The organism is Burkholderia sp. Bp9099 (assembly GCF_003857805.1).
Taxonomy (GTDB): Bacteria; Pseudomonadota; Gammaproteobacteria; order Burkholderiales; family Burkholderiaceae; genus Burkholderia.
The window spans coordinates 1-18,713 of record NZ_QTPU01000057.1; the positions used below are offsets into that span (position 1 = coordinate 1).

At 65.2% G+C, this 18,713-nt stretch carries 20 protein-coding genes; 7 read left to right on the top strand and 13 right to left on the bottom strand.

Annotation, left to right across the window (positions count from 1 at the left end; genetic code table 11):
* Positions 1–219 precede the first annotated feature (219 nt).
* Positions 220–1,419 (bottom strand): amino acid aminotransferase, encoded by a 1,200-nt coding sequence (locus DIE17_RS35935; protein ID WP_124524019.1) that lies wholly within the window; start codon positions 1,417–1,419, stop codon positions 220–222.
* A 250-nt stretch (positions 1,420–1,669) separates the two neighbouring features.
* On the opposite strand from DIE17_RS35935, the gene uvrB reads away from it, so the two are divergent.
* The 5 genes from uvrB (at position 1,670) to DIE17_RS35965 (ending at position 7,214) form a co-directional block, all read left to right on the top strand.
* A complete protein-coding gene (gene uvrB / locus DIE17_RS35945) occupies positions 1,670–3,760 on the top strand; it encodes an excinuclease ABC subunit UvrB (RefSeq protein ID WP_044848990.1) in 2,091 nt (696 codons plus the stop codon).
* Positions 3,761–3,979: 219 nt separating this feature from the next.
* Positions 3,980–4,531 carry an iron transporter gene (locus DIE17_RS35950; RefSeq protein ID WP_124489781.1) on the top strand — a complete coding sequence of 184 codons (552 nt, stop codon included), beginning with the start codon at positions 3,980–3,982 and terminating at the stop codon, positions 4,529–4,531.
* Between the two features lie 55 nt (positions 4,532–4,586).
* Entirely contained in the window at positions 4,587–4,919 is a 333-nt protein-coding gene (locus tag DIE17_RS35955; protein WP_124489782.1) for a cupredoxin domain-containing protein, read from the top strand.
* 58 nt (positions 4,920–4,977) lie between these two features.
* Positions 4,978–5,820, top strand: a complete 843-nt coding sequence (locus tag DIE17_RS35960; RefSeq protein WP_124489783.1) for an FTR1 family protein — start codon at positions 4,978–4,980, stop codon at positions 5,818–5,820.
* Entirely contained in the window at positions 5,817–7,214 is a 1,398-nt protein-coding gene (locus tag DIE17_RS35965) for a 4Fe-4S binding protein (protein WP_124489784.1), read from the top strand. The genes DIE17_RS35960 and DIE17_RS35965 overlap by 4 nt, the downstream gene beginning before the upstream one ends.
* 319 nt (positions 7,215–7,533) lie before the next feature.
* Here DIE17_RS35965 and hemP read toward each other — a convergent pair whose 3' ends face one another.
* From hemP to DIE17_RS35985, 3 genes are all read right to left on the bottom strand, one after another.
* The gene (gene hemP / locus DIE17_RS35975) at positions 7,534–7,782 is read right to left on the bottom strand and encodes a hemin uptake protein HemP (RefSeq protein ID WP_124489786.1); all 249 of its coding nucleotides are present in this window, start codon (positions 7,780–7,782) and stop codon (positions 7,534–7,536) included.
* Positions 7,783–7,920: 138 nt separating this feature from the next.
* Positions 7,921–8,403: an SRPBCC family protein gene (locus DIE17_RS35980; protein ID WP_124524016.1), complete on the bottom strand. Its 483-nt coding sequence runs from the start codon at positions 8,401–8,403 to the stop codon at positions 7,921–7,923.
* Positions 8,404–8,504: 101 nt separating this feature from the next.
* On the bottom strand, positions 8,505–9,377 hold the full coding sequence (locus DIE17_RS35985; protein ID WP_124524014.1) for a pirin family protein: 873 nt from the start codon (positions 9,375–9,377) through the stop codon (positions 8,505–8,507).
* Positions 9,378–9,499: 122 nt separating this feature from the next.
* On the opposite strand from DIE17_RS35985, the gene DIE17_RS35990 reads away from it, so the two are divergent.
* Positions 9,500–10,477: a LysR family transcriptional regulator gene (locus tag DIE17_RS35990; protein WP_124489788.1), complete on the top strand. Its 978-nt coding sequence runs from the start codon at positions 9,500–9,502 to the stop codon at positions 10,475–10,477.
* Positions 10,478–10,903: 426 nt separating this feature from the next.
* On the opposite strand, the gene DIE17_RS36000 is transcribed toward DIE17_RS35990, so the two are convergent.
* The 9 genes from DIE17_RS36000 to DIE17_RS36040 all read right to left on the bottom strand — a co-directional run bounded on the left by DIE17_RS36000 (position 10,904) and on the right by DIE17_RS36040 (position 18,193).
* Positions 10,904–11,332, bottom strand: coding sequence for a biopolymer transporter ExbD (locus tag DIE17_RS36000; protein ID WP_124489789.1), 429 nt, complete (start codon positions 11,330–11,332; stop codon positions 10,904–10,906).
* Positions 11,333–11,345: 13 nt separating this feature from the next.
* Positions 11,346–12,077, bottom strand: a complete 732-nt coding sequence (locus DIE17_RS36005; RefSeq protein WP_044848999.1) for a MotA/TolQ/ExbB proton channel family protein — start codon at positions 12,075–12,077, stop codon at positions 11,346–11,348.
* 34 nt (positions 12,078–12,111) lie between these two features.
* Positions 12,112–12,840, bottom strand: coding sequence for an energy transducer TonB (locus DIE17_RS36010; RefSeq protein ID WP_044849000.1), 729 nt, complete (start codon positions 12,838–12,840; stop codon positions 12,112–12,114).
* Positions 12,841–13,057: 217 nt separating this feature from the next.
* The gene (locus DIE17_RS36015) at positions 13,058–13,294 is read right to left on the bottom strand and encodes a bacterioferritin-associated ferredoxin (RefSeq protein WP_011885486.1); all 237 of its coding nucleotides are present in this window, start codon (positions 13,292–13,294) and stop codon (positions 13,058–13,060) included.
* A gap of 160 nt (positions 13,295–13,454) precedes the next feature.
* Positions 13,455–14,297 carry a glutamate racemase gene (murI, locus tag DIE17_RS36020; RefSeq protein ID WP_124524012.1) on the bottom strand — a complete coding sequence of 281 codons (843 nt, stop codon included), beginning with the start codon at positions 14,295–14,297 and terminating at the stop codon, positions 13,455–13,457.
* A gap of 34 nt (positions 14,298–14,331) precedes the next feature.
* A complete protein-coding gene (gene bfr, locus DIE17_RS36025; protein ID WP_006482753.1) occupies positions 14,332–14,808 on the bottom strand; it encodes a bacterioferritin in 477 nt (158 codons plus the stop codon).
* 193 nt (positions 14,809–15,001) lie between these two features.
* Positions 15,002–16,525 carry a fumarate hydratase gene (locus DIE17_RS36030; RefSeq protein ID WP_006478316.1) on the bottom strand — a complete coding sequence of 508 codons (1,524 nt, stop codon included), beginning with the start codon at positions 16,523–16,525 and terminating at the stop codon, positions 15,002–15,004.
* Positions 16,526–16,559: 34 nt separating this feature from the next.
* Positions 16,560–17,165, bottom strand: coding sequence for a TIGR00645 family protein (locus DIE17_RS36035; protein ID WP_124489791.1), 606 nt, complete (start codon positions 17,163–17,165; stop codon positions 16,560–16,562).
* Between the two features lie 113 nt (positions 17,166–17,278).
* On the bottom strand, positions 17,279–18,193 hold the full coding sequence (locus DIE17_RS36040; protein WP_124524008.1) for a DMT family transporter: 915 nt from the start codon (positions 18,191–18,193) through the stop codon (positions 17,279–17,281).
* A gap of 308 nt (positions 18,194–18,501) precedes the next feature.
* Between DIE17_RS36040 and DIE17_RS36050 the strand changes: the two genes are divergently transcribed.
* Positions 18,502–18,713 (top strand): acetyl-coenzyme A synthetase N-terminal domain-containing protein (locus tag DIE17_RS36050; protein ID WP_409362350.1); only part of this gene is annotated, 212 nt, incomplete at its 3' end.

The following is an 18,713-nucleotide window of genomic DNA, read 5'->3' on the forward strand; positions in this document are numbered from 1 at the left end:
TGTTCCTGTCGGCGTTCCCGAGCGCCGCGCTCACGGGCCAGTCGTTCGTCGTCAGCCACGGCTGGTTCATGCAGTAACGGGCTCCGGCACGGGCGGCCGCGCTGCGCGCCGCTTGTGTTGCAGCGAGCATTCGCTGACAGTAGAACGGCATGAAAAAACGCGCTCCGGGGAGCGCGTTTTTTGTTTCGGCAGAGCGGGTTGCCACCCGCTGGCACAGGCTTACTTCAGGACCGCAGCGACTGCGTTGGCGACCGCGTCGAGATTGCGCGTGTTCAGTGCAGCAACGCAGATCCGGCCGGTGCCGACTGCGTAGATGCCGAACTCTTCGCGCAGGCGATCGACTTGCGCCGAGGTCAGGCCCGAATACGAGAACATCCCGCGCTGCGCGTTGATGAAGCTGAAGTCGCGATCGACGCCGCTCGCCTTCAGGCGCTCGACGAGACCGTTGCGCATCGCGCGGATGCGGTCGCGCATTTCGCCGAGTTCCTGCACCCACGCAGCATGCAGTTCCGGCGACGCGAGCACGGCCGCGACGACGGCGCCGCCATGGGTCGGCGGGTTCGAGTAGTTCGTGCGGATCACGCGCTTCAGTTGCGACAGCACGCGCGTCGCTTCTTCCTTGCTCGACGTGATGATCGACAGCGCGCCGACGCGCTCGCCGTACAGCGAGAACGACTTCGAGAACGACGACGACACGAACGCGTTCAGGTCGGCCGCGGCAAACAGACGCACCGCGGCGGCATCGGCCTCGATGTTCTCGCCGAAGCCCTGGTAAGCCATGTCGAGGAACGGCACGAGGTTGCGTGCCTTGACGACGTCGACCACCTGCTGCCATTGCGCTTCGGTCAGATCCACGCCGGTCGGGTTGTGGCAGCACGCGTGCAGCACGACGATCGTGCCGGCTGCATAGCTGTTCAGCGCCGACAGCATGCCTTCGAAGTTCACGCCGTTGGTTGCGGCGTCGTAGTACGGGTACGCGACGACTTCGAAGCCGGCCGCTTCGAACAGCGCGCGGTGGTTTTCCCAGCTCGGGTCGCTGATCGCCACCTTCACGTTCGGGTTCACGGTACGCAGGAAATCGGCGCCGATCTTCAGTGCGCCCGTGCCGCCCAGTGCCTGCGCCGTGACCACACGGCCTGCGGCGATCAGCGGCGAATCGTTGCCGAGCAGCAGCTTCTGCACCGCTGCGTCGTACGCGGCGATCCCGTCGATCGGCAGGTAGCCGCGCGGCAGGCCGGCGTCGACACGCGCCTTTTCCGCTTCGCGAACGGCGCGCAGCAGCGGAATCTTGCCTTCTTCGTTCGTGTACACACCGACGCCGAGGTTGACCTTGGTCGGACGCGTATCGGCGTTGAAGGCTTCGTTCAGGCCCAGGATCGGGTCGCGGGGAGCAAGCTGGACAGCGGAGAAGAGCGACATGATGATTCGGCAGTAGTGAAAAGAGGGTCAGGCTTTCAGCCGGCGGGGCGGGCGCAGCGGACCGCGCGCCAACGGGCATGGCGCCGGAAAGCGCAGCAGCCTGACATTGTAGCGAATTCACGCTGCCGGAGGCGGCGATTGCGCGCCGAATTGCGATTTCGGACCGCTGCCGCGCGTCAGGAGCCGTCAGCGGTCCGCAACGCCGCGAAGCGCTAGAATAGTTTTTTTGCCCTCGCTCCGGCCGCACTCCATGTCCGAACATCACGCCGAAGTCGGCGACGCGCTCGACGAATCGAAATTCGTGACCTTCGAAGGGTCGCCGTTCCAGTTGTACCAGCCATACCCGCCCGCAGGCGACCAGCCGACCGCGATCGAAACGCTCGTCGAAGGTGTCGGCGACGGCCTCGCATTCCAGACGCTGCTCGGCGTGACGGGTTCGGGCAAGACCTTCACGATGGCCAACACGATCGCGCGGCTCGGCCGCCCGGCCATCGTGTTCGCGCCGAACAAGACGCTTGCGGCGCAGCTCTACGCGGAGTTCCGCGAGTTCTTCCCGCGCAACGCGGTCGAGTACTTCGTGTCGTACTACGACTATTACCAGCCGGAAGCGTACGTGCCGCAGCGCGACCTGTTCATCGAGAAGGATTCGTCGATCAACGAGCACATCGAGCAGATGCGGCTGTCGGCGACGAAGAGCCTGATGGAGCGCCGCGACGTGGTGATCGTCGCGACGGTGTCGGCGATCTACGGTATCGGCAATCCGTCCGAATACCACCAGATGATCCTGACGCTGCGCACCGGCGACAAGCTCGGCCAGCGCGACGTGATCGCGCGGCTGATCGCGATGCAGTATTCGCGCAACGAACAGGACTTCCAGCGCGGCACGTTCCGCGTGCGCGGCGACACGATCGACATCTTCCCGGCCGAGCATGCGGAGCTGGCCGTGCGCGTCGAGCTGTTCGACGACGAGGTCGAGACGCTGCAGCTGTTCGACCCGCTGACCGGGCGCGTGCGGCAGAAGATCCCGCGCTTCACCGTGTATCCGTCGTCGCACTACGTGACGCCGCGCGACACCGTGATGCGGGCGGTCGAGACGATCAAGGACGAATTGCGCGAGCGCCTCGAGTTCTTCCACCGCGACGGCAAGCTCGTCGAGGCGCAGCGCCTCGAGCAGCGCACGCGTTTCGACCTCGAGATGCTGCAGGAACTTGGCTTCTGCAAGGGCATCGAGAACTACTCGCGGCACTTCTCGGGCGCTGCGCCCGGCGAGCCGCCGCCGACGCTCGTCGACTACCTGCCGCCCGATGCATTGATGCTGCTCGACGAATCGCACGTGCTGATCGGCCAGCTGAACGGCATGTACAACGGCGACCGCGCGCGCAAGGAAAACCTCGTGAACTACGGTTTCCGGTTGCCGTCGGCGCTGGACAACCGGCCGCTGAAGTTCCCCGAGTTCGAGCGCAAGATGCGCCAGGTGGTGTTCGTGTCGGCGACGCCGGCCGACTACGAGCAGCGCGTGACGGGGCAGGTGGCCGAGCAGGTGGTGCGGCCGACCGGGCTCGTCGATCCGGAAATCGAAGTGCGCCCGGCAAGCTCGCAGGTCGACGACGTGCTGACCGAGATCAACGCGCGCGTGAACGCCGGAGAGCGCGTGCTGATCACCGTGCTCACGAAGCGGATGGCCGAACAGCTCACCGAGTTCCTGGCCGACCACGGCGTCAAGGTGCGCTACCTGCACAGCGACATCGACACGGTGGAGCGGGTCGAGATCATCCGCGACCTGCGGCTCGGCACGTTCGACGTGCTGGTCGGGATCAACCTGCTGCGCGAGGGCCTCGACATCCCGGAAGTGTCGCTGGTCGCGATTCTCGATGCGGACAAGGAAGGCTTCCTGCGCGCCGAACGCTCGCTGATCCAGACGATCGGCCGCGCGGCGCGCAACGTGAACGGCAAGGCGATCCTCTATGCCGATAACATGACCGAGTCGATGAAACGCGCGATCGGCGAGACCGAGCGGCGCCGCGCGAAGCAGATCGCGCACAACGAGAAGATGGGCATCACGCCGCGCGGCGTGGTGAAGCGCATCAAGGACATCATCGACGGCGTCTACAACGCCGACGAAGCGCGCGCCGAGCTGAAGGAAGCGCAGCAACGCGCGAAGTTCGAGGACATGTCGGAAAAGCAGATCTCGAAAGAGATCAAGCGTCTCGAAAAGCAGATGGCCGACTACGCGAAGAACCTCGAGTTCGAAAAGGCTGCGGCGACGCGCGACCAGCTTGCGTTGCTGCGTGAACGCGTGTTCGGCGCGAACGTGGGCGACCACGTCAACGGCGGCCGGTAAATCTTTCCAAACGTCACTGAAACCTTCTGGTAACACCGTTGTAAGCCTTGTCGGATCAGGGGTTTACGCGGTGTCTCGTTTGTTCCGGAGCCGGTTCGGTGCTAAACTTCGCAAGTATTGAGAATAGTTCGCATTAACGTTATTCGTTGCGTTAGTGTTTCCAGCGCGCGGACCTGACCGGCGGCGCGCAAGTCACCAGACAAATAACAAGGAGTGTCCATGTTGGGTTCTTCGTTCATCCGCACGTCGGTTGCGGTAGCGGCGGCGCTTGCCGCGATGTCGGCAACGGCAGCCGAATATCCGATCGGCAAGCAGCAGATCCAGGGCGGCATGGAAATCGGCGCGGTGTACCTGCAGCCGATCTCGATGGATCCGGAAGGGATGATGCGCAAGGCGTCGGATTCGGACATCCACCTCGAGGCCGACATCCACGCGGTCAAGAACAACCCGACGGGTTTCGCGGAAGGCGACTGGATGCCGTACCTGCAGGTCACGTACAAGCTGACGAAGCAGGGCGACACGAAGTGGAAGGCCGAAGGCGACCTGATGGGCATGGTCGCGAGCGACGGCCCGCACTACGGCGACAACGTGAAGCTGGCCGGCCCGGGCAAGTACCACCTGACGATGACCGTCAAGCCGCCGATGCAGTCGGGCCACATGGCGTTCGGCCGTCACGTCGACAAGGAAACGGGCGTGGGCGCGTGGTTCAAGCCCATCACCCTCGAATACGACTTCCCGTTCGCCGGTATCGGCAAGAAGGGCGGGTACTGATCGGTGGCATCACGGACGGCGCGCTTCGGCGCGCCGTCGCCGTAGAGAACCCAGAATGAAATTTCCCCAGAAAATCGTCGCCGCAGCCGCCGCGCTGTGGCTCGTCGGCGCGGCGCATGCCGCCGATCTGCCGACGTTCAAGCTCGAGATGACGGACGGCAAGCTGAATCCCGCCCGTATCGAAGTGCCGGCCGGGCAGCGCTTCAAGATCGAGATCCGGAATACCGGCAAGGGCGCCGCCGAATTCGAGAGCGTGCAGTTGCGCAAGGAAAAGGTGCTTGCGCCGGGCGCCGATTCGTTCGTGGTCGTCGCCCCGCTGTCGCCGGGCGAATACAAGTTTTTCGACGATTTCCACCAGCAGGCACAGGGCGTGATCGTCGCGAAGTAATGCGTTTTATCTGCGTGCGGGCGTACGCGTGCCTTGCCCCGCACGTCAGGAGGATTCAATGGGTCAGATCTTGTTCATCGTCTGGCGGGAGAGCGTCGAAGCGCTGCTCGTCGTCGGCATCCTCTATGCATGGCTGAAGAACGGCGACGACGACGCGCGCCGCGGCCTGCCCTTTCTCTGGACGGGCGTGGCAGTCGGCCTGCTGATGGCCGTCGGTCTCGGCGCCGCGCTCGTCGGCTTCACCGAAGTGCTGTCCGGCGACGCGCAGGACTATTTCCAGACCGCGATGGTGCTGATCGCGTGCGTGCTGATCGTGCAGATGGTGCTGTGGATGCGCCGGCACGGCCGCACGCTGAAGCGCGACATGGAGCAGTCGCTGCAGCAGAGCACGCGCGATTCGAACTGGTGGGGCGTCGCCGTGCTGGTCGCACTCGCGATCGCACGCGAAGGCAGCGAGACGGTGATCTTCCTGTACGGCCTCGGTTTCGGCCAGTCGGGGCACGTGGACGGCGGCCAGATGCTCGCGGTCGTGATCGGCCTCGGCCTCGCGCTCCTCACGTTCTATCTGCTGCAGCTCGGCGGCAAGTACTTCTCGTGGCGGCATTTCTTCCGTGTCACCGAAGTGATGCTGCTGTTCCTCGGCGCGGGCCTGTTCCAGACCGGCGTCGACAAGCTGATCGACAAGGAAATCCTGCCGCTCGGCATTTCGCAGGTGTGGGACACGTCGGGGATCCTCGATGATTCCGGCACGTTCGGTTCGCTCGTCGCGACGCTGACCGGCTACCGCGCGCATCCGGCCCTGACCAACCTGATCGCCTATGCGGTGTACTGGGCGGTGGTCTGGCTGCTGATGAAGCGCGCGAGCCGTCGTCCGGCCGTTCCCGCAGGCCGCGCGGCATGAGTGTCGTCGCCGCAGCCAAGCCGGGCTGGCTCGCGCAGGCCGGCCAGTGGATGCAGCGCCACGGCGCGGTGATCCGCGGCATCCAGTGGGTCGTCGTCGGCGTCTACGCATTCCTGATCATCGTGCCGGCGGTGTTGCCGCTGCCGGACGATTCCGCGCACCTCTGGAACAATCTCACGCTGATCGCGCAGTTCGTGTTCTGGGGCATCTGGTGGCCGTTCGTGCTGCTGTCGATGGTGATGCTCGGCCGCGTCTGGTGCGGCGTGCTGTGCCCGGAAGGCGCGCTGACCGAATATGCAAGCAGGTTCGGCCGCGGCGGCGCGATTCCGCGCTGGATGCGGTGGGGCGGCTGGCCGTTCGTCGCGTTCGGGCTCACGACGATCTACGGGCAGATGGTGAGCGTGTACCAGTACCCGCTCGCGGTGCTGTTCGTGCTCGGCGGCTCGACCGTCGGCGCGATCGTGATCGGCGTGCTGTACGGCCGCGAGAAGCGCGTGTGGTGCAAGTATCTGTGCCCGGTCAATGGCGTGTTCGGGCTGCTCGCGCGGCTCGCGCCGATGCGCTACAAGGTCGACGAGGATGCGTGGCGCCGCTCGTACAAGAACGGCGAGCATGGGCATCGCGTGATTCCGATCAATTGCGCGCCGCTCGTGCCGTTGCGCAACATGAAGGGCGCCGCCGCCTGCCACATGTGCGGCCGCTGCAGCGGGCACCGTGACGCAATTGAGCTGTCGTGGCGCTCGCCGTCCGACGAGGTCGTGAACCTCGGCGCGCAGCAGGCGAGCCCGTGGGACACGGCGCTGATCCTGTACGGCCTGCTCGGCGTCGCGATCGGTGCGTTCCACTGGACCGTGAGCCCGTGGTTCGTGCAGATCAAGCAATGGCTCGCGGGCTGGCTGATCGATCACGACATCACGTGGCCGCTCGAGACCAATGCACCGTGGTTCCTGCTCACGCACTATCCGGATCGCAACGACGTGTTTTCGTGGCTCGACGGCGGGCTGATCGTCAGTTACATCGTCGGCACGGGGCTCGTGTACGGCACCGCGCTGCTCGTGCTGCTGGCTGGCGCGACGCTGATGCTCGGACGCTTCGATCGCACGCGTCTCCATCATCTCGCGCAGGCGCTGATCCCGATCGCAGGTGCCGGCGTGTTCCTCGGGCTGTCGGCGACGACGCTGTCGCTGCTGCGGGCCGAGCACGTGCCGCTCGGCTGGGCAGCCGACGTGCGCATCGCGATTCTGGTCGGCGCGAACGCGTGGAGCGCCTGGCTCGCATGGAAAGTGACGGGGCGCTATGCGGCATGGCCGCGCCGGCTGGCTGCATTCGCGTGGTTCGCCGCAGGCCTGGCCGTGGTCGACAGCGCATGGTGGCTGATGTTCTGGGGTTTCTGATGCGGGATTGAAGGCCTTGCGGTCGGGTTCCGGCGGAACCAGAGGGTGGTCCGCTGCGTGGCTCCGGAACGCGTCGAAGCCGCAGCGCAGACAACCGCGATGCTTTTTCCGTTGCATCCGGACGCCCAAACGAAAAAGCGACACGTCCTTCGACGTGTCGCTTTTTTCTGCCTTGTGCGAGAACCAAAAAAGTGGCTTGGCTTGCTGCAACGGCTGCTTGAGTGTGTTTGCACGAAGGGGTCTAGATCTCGCGTGCAAGCCGTTACGCTGGCTACTGCCCAACACCTCTCAGGGAGGTGGTCCCCACAATACTCTGTCGTTACTTCGTCAGGATCAGTTTGCCGAGCCGCGTGGCACGCAACTGATACGTCTCTCCGTTATGCGCGATGCTGATGTGGCTGTGGCCTTGCAGCAGCGCATCGCTGCTGAGGGTCCGGGTGCCGGCATCGTGGCTACTAGCGGCGGGTTTCGCCGGCGTCGTGACCGCCGCCGTCTTCTGACGGTTGGCGCTTGCGGTGCCGGTCGGGCGGCGCAAGCTCAGCGTGGTCGGGCGCGTGGTGTCGGTCATTCGGTTGATCGGTGACTGTCGATACGATGGAATGAATTCTAAATGATAACTATTCCCATTTACAAAAACTCTTTATCGATCGATATGACGAATTCGATAGCCTGAGTCGAATGGGCGGCCCGCAGGCCGCCGCCGACGTCAGTGGAGCGGGTCGGGGTCCTTGCGCCCCTGGGCGTATTCGCGAATCAGGCGCACCGTGTCGATGTCCGACGTGCGATACGCTTCCTTGACGATGCCGTGCGTCTGGCGCGCTTCCTCGCTGTCGTCCGTGACGGTCAGCGTCGTGCAGTATTCGAAGCGCAGGAACAGCTCGTGGTCGTCGCGCTCCTCGATCGTCATCGTCAGCGAGCCGCCGATTTCGCCGCCGGCCGCATGGATGTCGTAGCGCACTTGCTGGTTCGGGGTGAACGTCACGCGGTCGCGCACGGTCGCATGCCCGTAGTGCAGTTCGCGTTCGAGCGTCGTGTCCGTCCGTTCGTGGACGACACAGCTGTCGAGGCCGATCACGAACAGCTGCGGCTGTTCGGCGCGCAGTACGAGGCCTTCCCAGAGCTGGTCGCGGGTCAGGGAGGGCACGGCCGGATCGTCGGAGTTGATCTGGATCAGATGTTCGAAATTCACGGGGGCGGGTTCCTTCTGGTGGCGGGCAGCCACATGGTTCAAGAAGTCATTGTGACGCAAAACGAGCGGTTTCGCGGCACCTGCGCCCCCCCGATCGGACGTCACGCTTCGATGCGACCCATGCGGCCGGTCTGGTAGTCGACGACGGCCTGCCGGATCTCTTCCTCGGTATTCATCACGAACGGGCCATAGCGGACGATCGGCTCGTTGAGCGGCACGCCGCCGATCAGCAGCAGGTCGAGCGGCGTATCGCCGGCCTCGAACGTCACCGCATCGCCATCGTCACCGTAGACGACCATGTGCCGTGCGTCGACCGGCTGCCTGTCGGGCCCGTAGCGGCCGGCTCCGTCGAGCGGGTAGGCGAACACGCGATACCCTGCCGGCACCGGCTGCGTGATCGTTGCGCCCGGTTGCAGCGTGAAATGCTGGTAGAGGATCGGCGTGCGCGTCTCGATTGCCGCACGCACGCCGAACGCTTCGCCGGCGATCACGCGTACCTGCGCGCGGCCGTCCGGCGACGTCGCGCTCGGGATGCGGCCGGCCGGGATCTCCTGGTAGCGCGGTGCGATCAGCTTGTCGCGGCGCGGCAGATTGACCCACAGCTGGAAGCCGTGCGAACGTCCGCCGGCCCGAGCGAACTCGGGATCCGGCATTTCGCTGTGCACGACGCCCGCGCCGGCCGTCATCCACTGCACGTCGCCGGGCCCGAGCGTGCCGGCATGGCCGGCCGAATCGCGATGACGAAAACGCCCGTCGAGCACGTAGGTGACGGTCTCGAAGCCGCGATGCGGATGGTCGGGCGCGCCCTTGGCTTCGCCAGGGGCATAGTCGACGGGGCCCATTTCATCGAGCAGCAGGAACGGATCGAAATCCATCAGCAGCCGGGTCGGGAACGGACGGTGAACCACGAAGCCGCCGCCTTCGGTCGTGCGAAGCGCGGGGTACGTGCGGTCAAGCGAGCGAGCGGTCGTCATGCAAAAGCCCTCGATAACATCGGAATAGCGTCATTTTTGAAACATAGCGCTATTATATTGGGCGTTTTACCGGCCGATTTGCGGCGGTTCGCAATGGATTGTTCTGAAATTGGAACGATGACATGAACATCGATGCACACAACCTGAACGACCTCATGTACTTTTCGCAGGTCGTCGAACACGGCGGTTTCTCGGCGGCGGAACGCGTACTGGGCATCTCGAAATCGCGCCTGTCGCGGCGCCTGACCGAACTCGAGGCGGCGCTCGGCGTGCGCCTGCTGCAGCGCTCGACGCGCAAGCTCGCGCTGACCGAGGCGGGAGAACTGTTCTACCAGCATTGCCAGGCGATGCTCGCCGAGGCGCAGGCCGCGATGAACGCCGTGCAGCAGCTGCGTGCGTCGCCGCGCGGCTCGGTGCGCGTGAGCGTCCCCGTTACCCTGTCGCAGACGATGCTGTCGCGCATCCTTCCCGAATTCCTGCACCGCTATCCCGAGGTCAAGGTGCACATCCGTGTGACCAATCGCGTGATCGACCTGTTCGAGGATTCGATCGACGTCGCGTTGCGCGTGCGCTCGGAGCCGCCGCAGAACGCGAACATCGTCGTGCGGCCGCTGTGGCGGACCGAGCAGATGCTGGTCGGCGCGCCGAGCCTGCTGAACCAGAATGCGCCGCCGCTCGTGCCGGACGATCTGGCCCATTTCGAGACGCTCGATACGCCGAGCGTCGACGGGCGGCACGTGTTCAGCCTGATCGCACCGGATGGCACGCGTCATTTGCACGAGCACGATCCGCGGCTCGTGACGGCCGACCTGATGACGATCCGCGAGGCCGTGCTCGACGGCCTCGGCATCGCGGCGCTGCCTGAGATGATGTACGGCAATGCATTGCGCGCGGGGCAGCTGTCGCCGGTGATGCCGGGCTGGACGCTGCCGGTGCCGCAGCTCTACGCGGTGTTCGTGTCGCGGCAGGGGATGCCGCCCGCGGTGCGCGCGTTCGTCGACTATCTGGTCGAGAAGCTCGACCACGGCGAATACAAGCAGCCGGGCTGCCCCGAGCGCGCGAAGAAGGATGCGGCGGCGGCCGATGCTTCGGCCACCTGAATGCAAGATGCGCGTCGTGGCAAATTTGTTTTGTCATTGAAGCGCCGCCTGCAATCGCAAGTTTCAATCGCCGGGACCTTGAATGCATCCGCGGGCAGGCCTATATTGAAATCCCATTTCGCGAAGGAAGTTCTGAGCGGAATCAGGTGGCCGCATATATTGCGAGCCAGATAGGGCAGAACGCGCAGTCCGTGCAGACCACGGTAGCCGCATTTGCGTTGCTCGAGGCGCAACCGATACCGCCGAAGAGCCCGCCGCCCGAAGGCGCCCGCGTGCGCATGAAAAAAGGCCTTCATCTGGCGATGAAGGCCTTTTACTTTGTGTGCGGCCGGCTAGGCGCTGCCGGCTAGGTGCGGCCGGCTAGGTGTGGCCGGCGAGGCGCGGCCGGCCAAGCGACCGACCGTCGCGTAGCGAAATGCGCGTGCGTTACTTCGCCCTCGCAGTCGGCTCCGTCACGAAGCCGAGCTTCGTCAGGCCGCCGGCCTGCGCATCGGACATCACTTCGGCCACACGTTCATAGGCAACCTTGCGATCGGCACGCAGGTGCAACTCCGGTTGCGGCTGATGCTGTGCCGCTTCCGCGATGTGCGCCTGCAGTTGCTCGCGCGTGACCGTCTGTTCGTTCCACAGGATCGTACCGTTGCCCTGGATCGCGACGTCGACTGTCTGCGGCTTTTCGTCGACGGGCTGGCTGCTCGCGTGCGGCAGGTCGATCTTCACCGCATGCTGCATCGCCGGGATCGTCACGAGGAAAATGATCAGGAGTACGAGCATGACGTCGACGAGCGGCGTCATGTTGATCTCGCTCATCACACCATCGTCGTCGTCATCGCTGAAGCCGGTGTTCATTGCCATGGTTCACCCCGTCTCAGCTGGCGCGTGAAGCAAGGCGCAGGCCGTCGCGGGGCGACGACGATGCGAGGCGCGCACCCGTCACGAAGTACGCGTGCAGACCGTGCGCGAAGCGGCGCAGCTTGCTGACGACACCCTTGTTCGCGCGGGTCAGTGCGTTGTAGCCGAGCACCGCGGGAATCGCGACGAACAGGCCGAAGGCCGTCATGATCAGCGATTCGCCGACCGGACCCGCGACCTGGTCGATCGACGTCTGGCCGGTTGCGCCGATCGCCAGCAGCGCGTGGTAGATGCCCCAGACCGTGCCGAACAGGCCGACGAACGGCGCCGTGCTGCCGATCGACGCGAGAATCGCGAGACCGGCCTGCATGCGCGAGATGCCTTCGTCCATCGTGTCCTTCAGGCAGCGCGTGACCCAGTCCGACACGTCCATGCGGTCGTGCAGGTGCGGTTGCGTCTGATGGTGGTGATCGGCGGCTTCCTTGCCCGACAGCGCGAGCGCGAGGAACGGGTTGTCGCTCGGCGTCGATGCGGCGAGCCCGAGCTTCTTGATGCCGTCGTCGAAATCGTCCGAATGCCAGAACGCCTGCTCGGCATTCTTCGTGAGACGGTTCAGGCGAACCACGTTCCAGCCCTTGACGATGATCACGATCCACGACAGGACCGACATCACGAGCAGCGTGATCGCAATGGCGCGCGTGACGAAATCACCTTGCGCCCAGACGTGCGCGATACCGTAGCTTTGCATTTTTGTTTCCTTTGAATCTTCCGAATGAGGCGGGTTAATCGTCGAGCGTGAAGTTGAAGGGCAGCGTATGGGCGGCGCGAATCGCTTGCCCGTTCTCGATGTACGGCGGACAGGTGCTGGCGCGCGTCGCATCGAGCGCGGCTTCGTCGAGACGCGGGTAGCCGCTGCTCTTCTGCAACTGGACGCTTTCGATCTTGCCCGTCACGCCGATGATGAAGTGAACATAAGCCGTGCCCGTTTCGCCGCGGCGGCGCGACATCGACGGATAGGTGGGCTTCACGAAATTGCAGCTGAGTGCCGATACGTTCTTCGGCGCGCTGACCTGCATCGTCTCGCGAGCCGGGCCGGGTGCGGCGGCCGGCGCGGCAGGGGCAGGCGCGGCGGGAGCGGGTGTCGGATCGGCAGCCGCCGGCGCGGGCGTCGGCGACGGGGATTGCGCGACCGGCTGAGGCGTCGGCTTGACCGCCTTCTGCACGGGCTTCGGCTCGACCTTGGGCTTCTCGCGCGGCACGGGCTTCGGCGGTGCGGGCTGCGCGGCCGATTGGACCGCGACCGGCTGAGCGGCAGGCGCAGGCGGGATGAGTTGCGCGGTGATCGACTGGACCTCGATCTCTTTCGGCGGCGGCGCGTTGCGATGGAGCCAGGCGGCCGCCAGCATGATCGCGTGTGCGGCAAGCACACCGACCGCGACGGTGATGACCCGGGGATTCATACGTGGGGCAGCCGGCAGGACGCCGGCAGGAGCGGATTGCGAAGCCTGCATGTTAGCTTGAAAGGACGACGTCGCACCCGGGGCGCGCCGGGTGAATCGGTGTTACTTGCGGAAGATCAGCAGCGAGATGCACACGGTGGTCACAAATCCGATCAGCAATTCCATGACAGGCTCCTTGGCAGGTAAGCCGCTGGCTCGCGCGGAAGATGGCTTGCTGACGGTCGGACATCAAATGCGGCCGCAGCCGCGTGCGTACGCTCGGCGCCGCTCAGGCGGCCTTGCGGTCGTAGAACGTGACCGGGATCGGGTGAGCGTGGTGCTCGACGCCGCACCGGCTCGCGCAGACGCCTTGCTCGGCCATGAGGTCGCGTACGGACTCCTCGCACTTGCCGCAGCACGTGGCCACGCCGAGCTCGAACTGGAGTTCATCGAAGGAACTCACGCCCTCGGCGAGGGACGCGCGAATCTTGCGATCGGAAACAGACTTGCACACGCAGACGATCATGATGAGTTGCGATAGCTAACGTTAATGCGAATTATTATCATTAAATTTGCGAGCGTTGACAAGCCTGGGTTCGGCTTTTTTTAAGGTCATCGGACCCTTGAAATGGAGGGGCGGCGCAGCGGCCGGCGGAGAGGGTGAACCGGCGGCGTGCCGGCCCGCTTCAGGCGGTCGCGCAGGCGCGCGCGTTCGGCGAGGAAATGGTGACGGATTCGACCGGCACGTCGAGGCCGAGCAGCGACGACGCGAGTGCGCGCAGTTGCAGGCCGTCGCTCGTCGAGCAGAAGCGCGGCGGCGCGGCACGCGTGCCGGCCGGCGCGCGCAGGCCGCGTTCGTCGAGCACACGCGTGAGCTGGCGGGCGATGGCATCGCTCGTGTCGACGATCGTCAGGCGGTCGCCGACAAGGTCACGAATCGTTTCCGTGAAGAACGGGTAGTGCGTGCAGCCGAGCACCAGCGTATCGGCGCCGTCGTCGAGCATCGGCTGCAGGTAACGCTCGAGCAACGCACGCAACGCGGGCGAGTTCGTGTCGCCGCGTTCGATCGCTTCGACGAGCCCGTGGCCCGGCTGGCAGATGAAGCGGCGGCCCGCGCCGTAACGGTCGAGCAGCGCCTGGAAGCGCGGGCTGTTCAGCGTCGATTGCGTGGCGAGCACGCCCGCGATACCGGTCGCGGACACGGCGGCGGCCGGTTTGATGCCCGGCTCGACACCGACGAGCGGGATCGACAGGCGTTCGCGGATGGCCGCGATCGCCCGCGCCGTTGCCGTGTTGCAGGCGATCACGAGCGCTTTCGCCCCTTCGCGGGCGAGCCACTCGCCGATGGCCAGCGTACGCTCCGTAATGAACGCCTCGTCGCGCGGACCGTACGGTGCATGGTGCGAATCGGCGACGTAGACGAACGACTCGCCGGGCAGGTGCGCGCGCACGGCGCGCAGCACCGACAGGCCGCCGAGCCCGGAATCGAAGATGCCGACGGGGGCGGCGCGGTGGTTCGTCATCGTCATGCTGAAGGCAAGGTGGCGATCGAGGGGGGGAGGATTACTCGGGCGAACCCATCATCGTCTGCTGGTAGTTCTGCAGGCCGACCTTGCCGATCAGGTCGATCTGCGTTTCCAGCCAGTCGATGTGCTCTTCGGTGTCGTCGAGGATCTTTTCGAAGATCTCGCGCGACACGTAGTCACGCACCGATTCGCAGTAAGCGATCGCTTCCTTGCACGTCGACTGCGAGATCTGCTCGAGCTTCAGGTCGCACTTCAGGATCTCTTCGGTTTCCTCGCCGACCAGCAGCTTGTGCAGATCCTGCAGGTTCGGCAGGCCGTCGAGCATGAACACGCGCTCGATCAGCCAGTCGGCGTGCTTCATTTCGCCGATCGATTCGTCGTATTCGTGCTTGCCGAGCTTGTCGAGGCCCCAGTGCTTGTACATGCGCGCATGCAGGAAGTACTGGTTGATCGCCGTGAGTTCGTTCTTCAGTTGGGCGTTCAGGTATTCGATGACTTTCTTGTCGCCTTGCATGGCTGTTCCTTGTTCAATGGGGCTTCAGAAACCGAACGATAATCGCTCGAACGGGAAATGCCAAGCCTCGGAGCCTTGTCGGGCCTGCCTTTTGCCGGGAATGAGAATCAGCGTCGAAGCACCGGCCGCACGCAATCATGAGAATGAGAAGTAAAAAGGCCGGATCGTCGTCCGGCCTTTCGTGCGAGTGCGCTTAAGCGGTTGCGACCGGGATCTTGCCGATCTTCGCCTGCCACTCCTTCGGACCGGTCTGGTGCACCGACGTGCCCGACGAGTCGACGGCCACCGTCACCGGCATGTCCTGCACGTCGAATTCGTAGATCGCTTCCATGCCGAGGTCTTCGAACGCGAGCACCTTCGCGCCGCGGATCGCCTTCGACACGAGGTAAGCGGCACCGCCGACCGCCATCAGGTAGGCCGCCTTGTGCTTCTTGATCGCGTCGATCGCGACCGGGCCGCGTTCGGCCTTGCCGACCATCGAGATCAGGCCCGTCTGGGCGAGCATCGTCTCGGTGAACTTGTCCATCCGCGTGGCCGTCGTCGGACCTGCCGGGCCGACTACTTCGTCACGCACCGGATCGACCGGACCGACGTAGTAGATCACGCGGTTCGTGAAGTCGACCGGCAGCTTCTCGCCCTTCGCCAGCATGTCGGCGATGCGCTTGTGCGCGGCGTCGCGGCCCGTGAGCATCTTGCCCGACAGCAGCAGCGTCTGGCCCGGCGTCCAGCTCGCGACTTCTTCCGGCGTCAGCGTGTTCAGGTCGACGCGCTTGCTGGTTTCCGTGTTCGGTTCCCACTGGACCTTCGGCCAGGCGTCGAGCGACGGCGCCTCGAGCTTCGCGGGGCCCGAGCCGTCGAGCACGAAGTGCGCGTGACGCGTGGCCGCGCAGTTCGGGATCAGCGCGACCGGCTTCGATGCCGCGTGCGTCGGAGCAGCCATGATCTTCACGTCGAGCACGGTCGCGAGGCCGCCGAGGCCCTGCGCGCCGATGCCGAGCGCGTTGACCTTCTCGTGCAGTTCGACGCGCAGCTCCTCGACCCAGTCCTTCGGGCCGCGCGCGATGATTTCCTGGATGTCGATCGGCTCCATCAGCGATTCCTTCGCCATCAGCATCGCCTTCTCGGCGGTGCCGCCGATGCCGATCCCGAGCATGCCCGGCGGACACCAGCCCGCGCCCATCGTCGGGACCGTCTTCAGCACCCAGTCGACGATCGAATCGGACGGGTTCAGCATCACGAACTTCGACTTGTTCTCCGAGCCGCCGCCCTTCGCCGCGACCTGCACGTCGACCTTGTCGCCCGGCACGATCTCGTAGTGGATCACGGCCGGCGTGTTGTCCTTCGTGTTCTTGCGGGCGCCTTCCGGCGGATTGACGATCGACGCGCGCAGCACGTTGTCCGGGTGCGTGTAACCGCGGCGTACGCCTTCGTTGATCATGTCGGTGAGGCCCATCGTCGCGCCGTCCCAGCGCACGTCCATGCCGACCTTCACGAAGATCGTGACGATGCCGGTGTCCTGGCAGATCGGGCGCTTGCCCTCCGCGCACATGCGGCTGTTCGTGAGGATCTGCGCGATCGCGTCCTTCGCGGCCGGGCTCTCTTCCAGCTCGTACGCGCGGCCGAGGGCCTGGATGTAGTCGAGCGGGTGGTAGTAGCTGATGTACTGCAGCGAATCCGCGATGCTCTGGATCAGGTCTTCCTGTTTGATGACGGTCATGGCTGAGACTCTGTGGGGACTGTGGGGAATACGTTTATGCGTGGACGGCAGGTTCGACCGATTTGCGGGACACGGCCGGCGTCGGCGCATGCGTCTCGTGGAAATGGGCCGGGTGCGTGTGGGTCGTCAGGCGGTCGACCCACGCCATCACGAGCGCCGACACGAGGAACGACACGTGGATGAGCACCTGCCACATGATCGCGTGCGTCGTGTGCTGATCCGGGTTGATGAAGGTCTTCAGCAGGTGGATCGACGAAATGCTGATCAGCGCCATCGACAGCTTGACCTTCAGCACGCCCGCGTTCACGTGGTCGAGCCACTCGGGCTCGTCGGGATGGCCCTCGATGCCGAGGCGCGACACGAACGTCTCGTAGCCGCCGACGATCACCATGATCAGCAGGTTCGAAATCATCACGACGTCGATCAGGCCGAGCACCGCGAGCATCACGCTGATCTCGTCGAGGGAGCTCGCGTGCGACAGCAGGTGCCAGACTTCCTTCAGGAACAGGAATACATAGACGGCCTGCGCGACGATCAGGCCCAGATAAAGCGGAACCTGGAGCCAGCGGCTCATGAAGATCAGCGCGGGCAGCGGGCGCAGGGGACGACGGGTGGAGCCGGGCGAATGCGGGGCAGACATGATGGTGGTACGGGCGCTGTGCGCAGGTATCGGGGGTAATCTTGAAAAGGCGCGCTATTGTAACGCGTCGGCCGGCGCGACTGCAGCGACGCGCCGGCGCTGCCGGGGACGGATCAGGACGCGGCAGCCGGCACGCGCTTCACGCGCAGGCTCGCGAGCACGATGCCGGTCACGACGCAGGCGAGCGCGATGCCGTGCGCGAGCGTCGGGCGTTCGCCGAGGAAAGCGATGCCGTACGCGGCGGCGGCGACCGGCAGCACCGCGCTGAACACGCCGGCGAGACTGCCCGGCACGTGCCGGATGCCCTTCATCCACAGCCAGAACGAGAAGATGCTGGCCGACAGCCCGTACCAGACGACGAGTGCCCACGTACCGGCCGGCACGCTCGCGTAATCGAAATGCCACAGCGCCGTCGCGCCGAGCGGCAGCATCAGGCACAGGCCGAACAGGTGCGTGTACGCGCAGATGTCGATCGGCGCGAGCGTCTGCGTGAGCCGGCGCGACAGGATCACGTAGATCGATTCGCAGCACACGGCACCGAGGATCAGCAGGTTGCCGGTCAGCGAGCCGGACGACGTGCCGGCGCCGTGCGCGGACGCGCTGCCTGCGCTGCCGTTGGCGAGGTTGATCGTCACGACGCCGGCGATCGCGAGCGCGATCGACACGAGCGCACGGCCGTTCGGTTTTTCCCGCAGGATCAGCCACGCGAACAGCGCGACGATGGCGGGGATCGTGCTCGTGATCACGCCGGCCGCGACCGCGCTCGTGCGCTGCACGCCGTTGAGCATCAGCAGCGTGAACATGAAGGTGCCGAAGAATGCCTGCAGGAACAGGTTCAGCCATTCCGCACGCCGGACCGCGCGCATCTTCACCGGGCTGAACAGCGGCCACAGCACGGCGATCGCGATCACGAAGCGCAGCGTGGCGAGGATGGCGACCGGGACGAAGACGACGATGGATTTACCGATACCGACGTTGCTGCCGACGAACAGCATCGACAGGATCAGGAAGAGGGCGTAGCGATTCAAGCTGGAGTCCGGGGGGCGAGTTCAGTTAGGATTGTAGGGTCGCGTTTGTAACAGCGTAAAGCCGGCTGTCATGCAGCCGACCGCAAGGCGGCGCTGGCGTGCGAAACGGTCATGCCGCGTAAGTGACGGGTAAGTTCGAGCGCTTATCGTGGATATCGCCGGGCCGTACGTCCATCGTCGCATGACGTGGTGCGGCGCAGCATCGTGCGCAGCCTCCGGGCCGCGCGCGGGTGGGTGGGAGACAGCGGCGCACATGCGCCGGCCAAAGAAGCGCGGCGCGCATGATCGCGCCGCCATGCAGAGGATTCATGTTCACCAAGGGGTTGTCGATGTCTGCGATTGAATCGGTTCTTCACGAAACCCGTCAGTTTGCGCCGCCCGCGGCGCTCGAGAAGGCGGCCAACATCTCCGGCATGCCGGCCTACCGCGCGCTGGTCGCCGAAGCCGAGCAGGATTACGAAGGCTTCTGGGCGCGTCTCGCGCGCGAGGGCCTCAGCTGGCACAAGCCGTTCACGAAGGT

Coding starts and splice junctions, on each gene's coding strand:
- uvrB (WP_044848990.1), top strand. CDS start 1,670: ATGTCCGAACATCACGCCGAAGTCGGCGACGCGCTCGACGAATCGAAA.
- DIE17_RS35935 (WP_124524019.1), bottom strand. CDS start 1,419: ATGTCGCTCTTCTCCGCTGTCCAGCTTGCTCCCCGCGACCCGATCCTG.
- DIE17_RS35965 (WP_124489784.1), top strand. CDS start 5,817: ATGAGTGTCGTCGCCGCAGCCAAGCCGGGCTGGCTCGCGCAGGCCGGC.
- DIE17_RS35960 (WP_124489783.1), top strand. CDS start 4,978: ATGGGTCAGATCTTGTTCATCGTCTGGCGGGAGAGCGTCGAAGCGCTG.
- murI (WP_124524012.1), bottom strand. CDS start 14,297: ATGACGATGACGAACCACCGCGCCGCCCCCGTCGGCATCTTCGATTCC.
- DIE17_RS36030 (WP_006478316.1), bottom strand. CDS start 16,525: ATGACCGTCATCAAACAGGAAGACCTGATCCAGAGCATCGCGGATTCG.
- DIE17_RS35985 (WP_124524014.1), bottom strand. CDS start 9,377: ATGACGACCGCTCGCTCGCTTGACCGCACGTACCCCGCGCTTCGCACG.
- DIE17_RS36015 (WP_011885486.1), bottom strand. CDS start 13,294: ATGATCGTCTGCGTGTGCAAGTCTGTTTCCGATCGCAAGATTCGCGCG.
- hemP (WP_124489786.1), bottom strand. CDS start 7,782: ATGACCGACACCACGCGCCCGACCACGCTGAGCTTGCGCCGCCCGACC.
- DIE17_RS36010 (WP_044849000.1), bottom strand. CDS start 12,840: ATGCAGGCTTCGCAATCCGCTCCTGCCGGCGTCCTGCCGGCTGCCCCA.
- DIE17_RS35950 (WP_124489781.1), top strand. CDS start 3,980: ATGTTGGGTTCTTCGTTCATCCGCACGTCGGTTGCGGTAGCGGCGGCG.
- DIE17_RS35990 (WP_124489788.1), top strand. CDS start 9,500: ATGAACATCGATGCACACAACCTGAACGACCTCATGTACTTTTCGCAG.
- bfr (WP_006482753.1), bottom strand. CDS start 14,808: ATGCAAGGCGACAAGAAAGTCATCGAATACCTGAACGCCCAACTGAAG.
- DIE17_RS36000 (WP_124489789.1), bottom strand. CDS start 11,332: ATGGCAATGAACACCGGCTTCAGCGATGACGACGACGATGGTGTGATG.
- DIE17_RS36035 (WP_124489791.1), bottom strand. CDS start 17,165: ATGTCTGCCCCGCATTCGCCCGGCTCCACCCGTCGTCCCCTGCGCCCG.
- DIE17_RS36005 (WP_044848999.1), bottom strand. CDS start 12,077: ATGCAAAGCTACGGTATCGCGCACGTCTGGGCGCAAGGTGATTTCGTC.
- DIE17_RS35955 (WP_124489782.1), top strand. CDS start 4,587: ATGAAATTTCCCCAGAAAATCGTCGCCGCAGCCGCCGCGCTGTGGCTC.